Origin of the sequence: Treponema sp., assembly GCF_045657965.1 — a bacterium.
GTDB lineage: Bacteria > Spirochaetota > Spirochaetia > Treponematales > Treponemataceae > Treponema_D.
The window spans coordinates 1-7,375 of record NZ_JAZOUG010000010.1 but is presented as its reverse complement, the minus strand read 5'-3'; the positions used below and the strand labels follow the sequence as shown (position 1 = coordinate 7,375).

The 7,375-nt window shown below is 41.8% G+C and carries 6 protein-coding genes; 3 read left to right on the top strand and 3 right to left on the bottom strand.

Going from position 1 to position 7,375, the window contains the following annotated elements:
* Positions 1-27: 27 nt before the first annotated feature.
* Genes ACKI5B_RS00220 through ACKI5B_RS00210 form a run of 3 tightly spaced genes read right to left on the bottom strand, consistent with a single transcriptional unit; the run spans position 28 to position 4,033 of the window.
* Positions 28-804, bottom strand: a complete 777-nt coding sequence (locus tag ACKI5B_RS00220; RefSeq protein ID WP_407424942.1) for a 4-alpha-glucanotransferase — start codon at positions 802-804, stop codon at positions 28-30.
* 24 nt (positions 805-828) lie between these two features.
* Positions 829-1,893 carry a mannose-1-phosphate guanylyltransferase gene (locus ACKI5B_RS00215; RefSeq protein WP_407424941.1) on the bottom strand — a complete coding sequence of 355 codons (1,065 nt, stop codon included), beginning with the start codon at positions 1,891-1,893 and terminating at the stop codon, positions 829-831.
* Between the two features lie 4 nt (positions 1,894-1,897).
* Entirely contained in the window at positions 1,898-4,033 is a 2,136-nt protein-coding gene (locus ACKI5B_RS00210; protein ID WP_407424940.1) for a dipeptide/oligopeptide/nickel ABC transporter permease/ATP-binding protein, read from the bottom strand.
* Positions 4,034-4,164: 131 nt separating this feature from the next.
* On the opposite strand from ACKI5B_RS00210, the gene sufB reads away from it, so the two are divergent.
* From sufB to ACKI5B_RS00195, 3 genes are read left to right on the top strand one after another with little or no spacing between them, the layout of a single operon-like run.
* Positions 4,165-5,574 carry a Fe-S cluster assembly protein SufB gene (gene sufB / locus ACKI5B_RS00205; protein WP_407424939.1) on the top strand — a complete coding sequence of 470 codons (1,410 nt, stop codon included), beginning with the start codon at positions 4,165-4,167 and terminating at the stop codon, positions 5,572-5,574.
* 10 nt (positions 5,575-5,584) lie between these two features.
* Positions 5,585-6,331 carry a polysaccharide lyase family 7 protein gene (locus ACKI5B_RS00200; RefSeq protein WP_407424938.1) on the top strand — a complete coding sequence of 249 codons (747 nt, stop codon included), beginning with the start codon at positions 5,585-5,587 and terminating at the stop codon, positions 6,329-6,331.
* Positions 6,331-7,263 (top strand): SufB/SufD family protein, encoded by a 933-nt coding sequence (locus ACKI5B_RS00195; RefSeq protein WP_407424937.1) that lies wholly within the window; start codon positions 6,331-6,333, stop codon positions 7,261-7,263. The genes ACKI5B_RS00200 and ACKI5B_RS00195 overlap by 1 nt, the downstream gene beginning before the upstream one ends.
* Positions 7,264-7,375 lie beyond the last annotated feature (112 nt).

Below are 7,375 nucleotides of genomic sequence, written 5' to 3'. Positions count from 1 at the left end.
CACAGAACGACATGGCTACGATCCGACTTAGAATTTCTGATTTGCCCAGACATCGCTTGAATCAGCGGCAACAAAAATCGGAACATCGCCGATAATCTCAATTTCCTTTGATTTTGCGTAATCGTGAACGGCCTGCCACTGTTTTGAAGCGAAGAACTGAATCACTTCGGTCTGCAGATAATCTTCGGTGTGCTCGTTAATCCATTTTTCGACTGCCTGTTCATCGTGTTTTGCAAGCTTTTTCGGCCAGTAAACATTCCAGCTTCCGTTAACACTGCTTCCAGTCTGTTCCCGTTCTTTCTGAGCTTTTTCGTCATAGAATTTTTTAATGCTCATAAAAGCCGCATAGTCACGAAGCCAGAACATATTTTCACGGCAGAAAGAAAAGAATTCCATTTTTACAGAAGAATCAAAAGTTTCACCTGCAGCATCCGGATTTGTAATCAGCTCAAGAAAGTATTTTGCTATTTCTTTGAGGGCATTAGTTTTCCACCAGACTACAGAGCCAAAATCAACATTACCTTTGTTCTTTATGTAAGAAGGCTTTTTGACAAGCGCCTCAGTTGCCCAGCCACGATTAACTAAATCTTCAAAATCAATCAGAAGCGGATTAAGTGCAAAGGTAGAGAATGACTGATAAGGGCTGTCCCCGTAACCTGTAGGACCTAATGGCAAAACCTGCCAGAGCTTAATTTCAGCCTTCTGTAAAAAATCAATGAAGTCAAACGCGCTTTTTCCAAGCGTTCCGATTCCCGCACTTCCCGGCAGACTTGTCGGATGAAGCAAAATTCCTGCTTTTCTCATAAAACTATCTCCTTTTTTGTTTTTTTATAACAGTTCGATTCTTCGTTCTTTTTTGAGCTGCTCTACAACTTTTTTAACGTCCTGAACTTTGCTCTTATCGCATACAAGCACAGCATCTTCTGTCTCAACTACAACAATATTTTCAAGACCGATTGTTGCAATGAGTCTGCCGCTTGAATAGGTAATGCAGTTTTTAGTGTCAACGTTAATCTGATCACCGATTTTGATATTGCCGTCGGAATCTGATTTATGCAGAACGCCCATCATGTCAAAACTGCCCACATCATTCCAGCCGAATTCGCCCGGCACAACATAGACATTATCTGATTTTTCCATGATACCGTAATCAATTGAAATGCTTTCGATCTTTGGATAGATTTTATCGATAACGTTGTATTCATCATCAGTTTTCATGGATTCACCAATTTTACACAAATCATTGTACACCGATGGAAGATATTTTTCAAAAGTTTTGAGAATTGTGCTTGCTTTCCAGATAAACATTCCGGAATTCCATGCGTACTCACCTGATTCGACATATTTTTTTGCAGTTTCTTCATCAGGCTTTTCTTTGAATTCAAGTACTTTTAGAACCTCTTCACCTGATTTTTGAAATTTAATGTAGCCGTAACCAGTTGCAGCAAATGTCGGTGTGATTCCGACTGTAACAAGTGCGTCCTTTTCTTCTGCTGCTTTTACAGCAACACTCAGAACACGGGTAAATTCTTCTTCGTTTTTAATGTAGGCATCACTCGGCGTGATTACCATAATACCGTCACCGTATTTTTTTAAGATTTCCATGGCGGCATAACCTACACAGGCTGCCGTATTACGTGCACTCGGTTCAGAAAGAATATGATTACGCTTTATGCGGCCTTTTGTTGCTTTGAGCATTTTTGCGATCTGACTTTCGTTTGTGACGATAAAAATATCATCGTTTGAAGCGGTTTTTGAGAGCCGGTCAATTGCTTCGTTTACCATTAAGTCTTTGCCGCTCAAATTTAAAAGCTGCTTGGGGGTTGCCTGTCTTGAAAGCGGCCAGAATCTTGTTCCGCCTCCGCCTGCCATAATTACACCGTATGTTTTCATTGTTTTACTCCATAGTTTTATTATTTATTTTCCAGCAGGAAATATTTATTTCATTTGAAGTTGATTTTTGTTTACATTCTTCTTTTGTAAACTGACAGCGTGGTGCAAAAGGACAGCCTGGCTCAGGGTGTGCAGGGTCTGTTACGCGCCCCGGAATTGAAACAAGCCTTTGAGTTGAGTAGTGAGTGCCAAAACGCGGGGAAGAAGCTAAAAGTGCCTGTGTGTACGGATGCTTTGCGTGGTTCATAATCTGCTCACTCGTGCCTTTTTCCATAATGAGTCCGCCATACATTACAATCATGTTGTCGCAGAGTGAAGCAACCAGTTCAATATTGTGGCTGATAAAAATAATTGAAAGACCGCGTGTTTTCCGAAGATTCGCAAGAAGTGAGACAATCTGAGCCTGAATCGTAACATCAAGGGCGGTGGTAGGTTCGTCTGCAATTAAAAGCTCGCAGCCCTGAGCAAGAGAAAGTGCGATTGAGATTCTCTGAAGCTGTCCTCCTGAAAACTGATGCGGAAAATTTTTAAGACGGCTTTCCGGATCAGGTAAGCCCACTTCATTCAAAAGAGATATTGTCTTTAAGTCTGCTTCGGCTCGGGTGATTTTCGCTTCTGAATTACGGAATGTCTCAAAGAAAACTGAGCCTATATTCTGAAGCGGGTCAAACGAGCGGCCAGGTTCCTGAAAAATAAGACCGATTTTTTTACCACGGTAAGAACGCATTTCTTTCTGGCTGAGTGAAGTAAGTTCTGTTCCTTCAAAGAAGATTTTTCCTTCGATAGCAGCGTTTGAAGGATGCAGAGCCGGAATTGCGGTTGTAGTAACGGATTTTCCGCTTCCAGATTCGCCGACGATTCCTAAAATTTCTCCCCGGTTCATGGAAAATGAAACGCCACGAACAGACTGGATTACAGTCTGGCTTGACCCGCGGAGAACCGTGAACGAGACACGGAGATTTTCGATGGAAAGCCACGGGCTAGGGATTGGAGCACCGCCGGAGGCGTTGCCGTAAGGCAATGTAGCGTCAGCGGAAGTGCGCAAAGCCCGACCGCGAAGCGGTAGCCCCCTTTTTCTAAATACCACATGGTACGGGTCAAAGTAGTCTCGAAGGGCATCACCCAGAAAGTTAAACGCCAAAGTGACGGCTAAAAGCAGAAAGACCGGAGTTAAAAGCCACGGAAAATTTTTGAGGTTTGAAAGTGTTGAAATGTCGCGGTTTATAAGGCTTCCCCAGCTTACGGCAGGATCTGAAATGCCAAGCCCGAGATAGGAAAGCGTTGTTTCGCTCATAATAAAGCCCGGAATTGCAAGTGTTGTCGAAACTATTAAAAGGCTTGTAATCTGCGGGATAATGTGCGCAAAAATTATTACGGTAGAAGGAATGCCTTCAAGACCTGCATCTAAAACAAATTCTTCCCTTTTGATTGAGTGAACCATGCCTCGCAAAGTGCGTGCAGTTCCAGGCCAGCCGACCAGCGATAAAATCACGGTGATAATCATGTAGGAAGTGCCGGAATCCATTTTGCTGTTTAGAAGCGAGCGCAAAAACAATATGAGGTAAAGCCCCGGAATGAGCATGAAAAACTCAGAAAAGCGCATAATCGCCCAGTCAGTTTTGCCTCCGTAGTAGCCTGCAAAGCCTCCGAGTAAAATTGCAAGCACAAGTGAAATGAAACTGGCTACAAAGCCGATTGTAAGGGAGATTCTGCTTCCGTAAACCATGCGCGAAAAGAGGTCGCGGCCTAAGTTGTCGGCTCCAAAAAGAAAAACCGGATAAACTTCTCCAGTCTGTGGGTCAGGGAGAGTGCCGAAAAGATGGCGTGAACAGCGGATGAGCCCAAAAATACGGTATTCTTCGCCTTTTACAAAAAAGCGGATTTTGTGATGAAATTCTTCGCCTTTTACTTTTGCATAACGCCATGTAACAGGATTTAAGACACGGTACTCACGGGCAACGATTCCTTTTGAAGAAAGTTCGATATTTGAAGGGTGAAAAGTGTCTTCTTCGAAAGTTTTGCCCGGTGTATATGGAGCAAAAAATGGCGCAAAAATCATGGTGAAATAAAGAATAATGAGAAAACCAGCAGAAATTATTGCGAGAGGCCGGGTTTTTAAATATTGAAGCAGACGGTTCACAATCATTTATTATACAGAGTTTTTTCAAGTTTCACTAGATGAGAATCACTATAAAATGCGGGCGATATTGTAGAATATTTTCTCTGTTTTTGTTAGAATAACCTACTATTTTTGGAGATAAATAAGCTGAAATGGCAGAAAATAAAAATATTGATATAAAAAGCATGGCTGACTCTCCGTACGATTTCCGTTACGAAGAAAAGGGATTTTACCGCAACAAACAGGGCTTGACTGCAGAAATTGTTGCAAAACTTTCCGAAGACAAAAACGACCCTGAATGGATGCGTGAGTTCCGGCAGAATGCACTTAAAATCTACAACGAGCTGCGTGTTCCTGAGTGGGGACCGGACATTTCTGGCCTTAACATTGACCAGATTGCAACTTATGTACGCCCGAACACAAAAATGCAGGGCAAATGGGAAGATGTTCCTGAAGACATTAAAGATACTTTTGAAAAGCTCGGAATTCCTGAGGCTGAACGCACTTCCCTGGCAGGTGTTGGAGCTCAGTACGATTCAGAGCTTGTCTATCACAATCTTCAGGAAGAAGTTGCAAAACAGGGAGTTATTTACACTGATTTTGAAAGCTCTCTGCGGGGCGAGTACGCCGACATGGTAAAAGAGCACTTTATGCAGCTTGTAAAGCCAGATGACCACAAATTTGCGGCTTTGCACGGTGCTGTCTGGTCCGGCGGTTCTTTTGTTTATGTTCCTAAAAACGTTAAAGTCGAGATTCCTCTCCAGAGTTATTTCCGCCTGAATGCAAAGGGAGCAGGTCAGTTTGAACATACGCTGATTATCGTTGATGAGGGAGCGGACTTGCATTTTATTGAAGGCTGTTCTGCTCCAAAATACAATGTTGCAAATCTTCACGCAGGCTGTGTTGAGCTTTATGTTAAAAAAGGTGCTCATCTTCGCTATTCAACCGTCGAAAACTGGTCAAAGAACATGTATAACCTGAACACCAAGCGTGCCCGTGTTGAAGAGGGTGGTTCAATCGAATGGGTTTCAGGCTCGTTCGGAAGCCATATTTCTTATTTGTACCCTCAGAGCGACTTGATTGGCCGTGGCGCCCGTGCTGAGTTTACGGGAGTAACTTTTGCCGGAAGCGGACAGAATCTTGATACCGGAGCCAAAATGGTTCATATCGCGCCGAACACGACCAGCGTAATTACAACAAAATCGCTTTCAAAATCAGGCGGCATTTCAACCTACCGAAGTGCAATATACATCGGAAAAGAAGCGCACGGAAGTAAGGCAAGCGTTTCGTGCGAAAGCTTAATGCTTGATAATATTTCCCGAAGCGACACGGTTCCTGCAATGGACATTCATACAGACGACTGTGATGTAGGTCACGAAGCTAAAATCGGACGAATTTCAAACGATGCGGTTTTCTATTTGATGAGCCGTGGAATCAGCGAAGAAGAAGCACGCACTATGATTGTTTCAGGCTTTGCAAATCCTGTCTCAAAGGAACTGCCGCTTGAATACGCCGTTGAAATGAACAACCTGATTCGCCTTGAGATGAAAGGAAGCCTGTAAGAGAAAAACAATGGTAAAAAAACTTTGCTGCTTTTTTGTTTTGGCTTTTTCTCTTTGCGCAGCTTTTGGAGCTGACTCAAAATGGACTTTCGCTTCATATCAGACTGAGTTTTCTTCTCCATCTCATTTAATTACTGTATCTGAATGGAAGTTTCAGTTTCCCGGCGGAAGTAAAATGGCTGAGGAAAAACAGCTTTCAGGATTTTCATCAAAGTATTATTCAGTTTTTAAGGATGAGGGTGGCACAGAATGGATTCATTTTGCACTTGATGCAGGTGACAAAGGACATTCAAAAAATACGAAATATGTCCGTTCTGAACTTCGCCATCTTGAAAACTGGGATATGAAAGGATTCCATCGGATGAGCTATACTTTTAAGGCTTTTTCTGATGATAAAAGTGCAAAATTCACTGTTGGGCAGATTCATTGTGTACCTGACGAAAAAATAATGAGCGGAGAGCATTCACCGCTTTTAAGAATAGCCGTTGCAGACGGAAAAATCCGTGCATGGATAAAAAATTATTCTGACGGTTCGTATAAAAGCCCTGTACTTGGAGCTTATTCTTACGGCGAGGAAAAATCTGTTGGAATTGAAACGACAGAAAACATTCTTGCAATATATATGGACGGCAGAAAAGTCTTTCAGGAAGAAGTTTTTTGTCCTTTTAAAAATTACTTTAAAATTGGAGTTTATCCGCAGCAGACGCATGGATTTTTCGATGTGCTGATAAAAGATTTGAAAGTGGAGGTAAAATAATGACCGAAAAAATTAAACTTGAGAATATAAATACAATCCCTTCCCTTACGTGGAACTGGTTAAAAATGAACCGTGCTTCTGTTGAATTTGAAGCTTCTTCAGAAGTAATTTCAGAAAAAAAGGAAATCAATGCCACTAAAAAAGACGAAATTGTTTTTCTCCCGCTTGTTTTTGAAGACGGTAAACGTTATGAAAATGAACAGCTGATTACTGCTGAAGAAAATGCAGAAATCACTGTAATTCTTGATTACACTTCTGCCAAAAGCGCAGGCGGTTTTTCTTCGGTTAAGACAAAACTGGCTGCAAAGCCATACTCAAAAATTCACCTCGTAAAAGTTCAGCTTCTAGGCGAAAACTACGTTCAGATTGACGACACTGAAGGTGAGTGTGATGAAAACGCTTCGATAGAAGTTACTCAGATTGAACTTGGCGGAAGTAAAGTTTACGCACAGGTAAAAAACGAGCTCAATGGATATGCTTCAAAGTTTAAAAGTGATACTGCCTACATAACAGAAAACGGCCAGATTCTCGACATGAACTATGTCGTAAATCATCATGGCGCAAAAACTGACACAAAAATGCTTGTAAAAGGCGTCGTCGGAGAAGCTTCACTAAAAACTTACCGCGGGACCATTGATTTTAAGCGCGGCTGTACAGATGCTACAGGCGATGAGCAGGAAGAAACTCTGCTTTTGAGTAAAACTGCCGTAAATAAATCAATTCCGGTAATTTTGTGCGATGAAGAAAATGTAGCTGGAACTCATGGTGCTACTTTAGGCCGACTTGGTTCAGATGAACTTTTTTACATGCAGAGCCGCGGAATTTCAGAAGAAGAAGCTGAAAAAATGATGAAAAAAGCAAAGGTTTTGAGTGTTGCAGCTCTTATTCCAAGCGAAGAAGTCCGTGCAAAAATCGAAGAATTTTTAGAGTAGTGTTACATACGCCTTTTCTAATGTTCGATTTTGAATTTTAAATTTTTTAAGGCAGTATAAACAGCTTCATTTACTGCTGAATTTACTGTTTCTGATACGATTTCAAATTGTG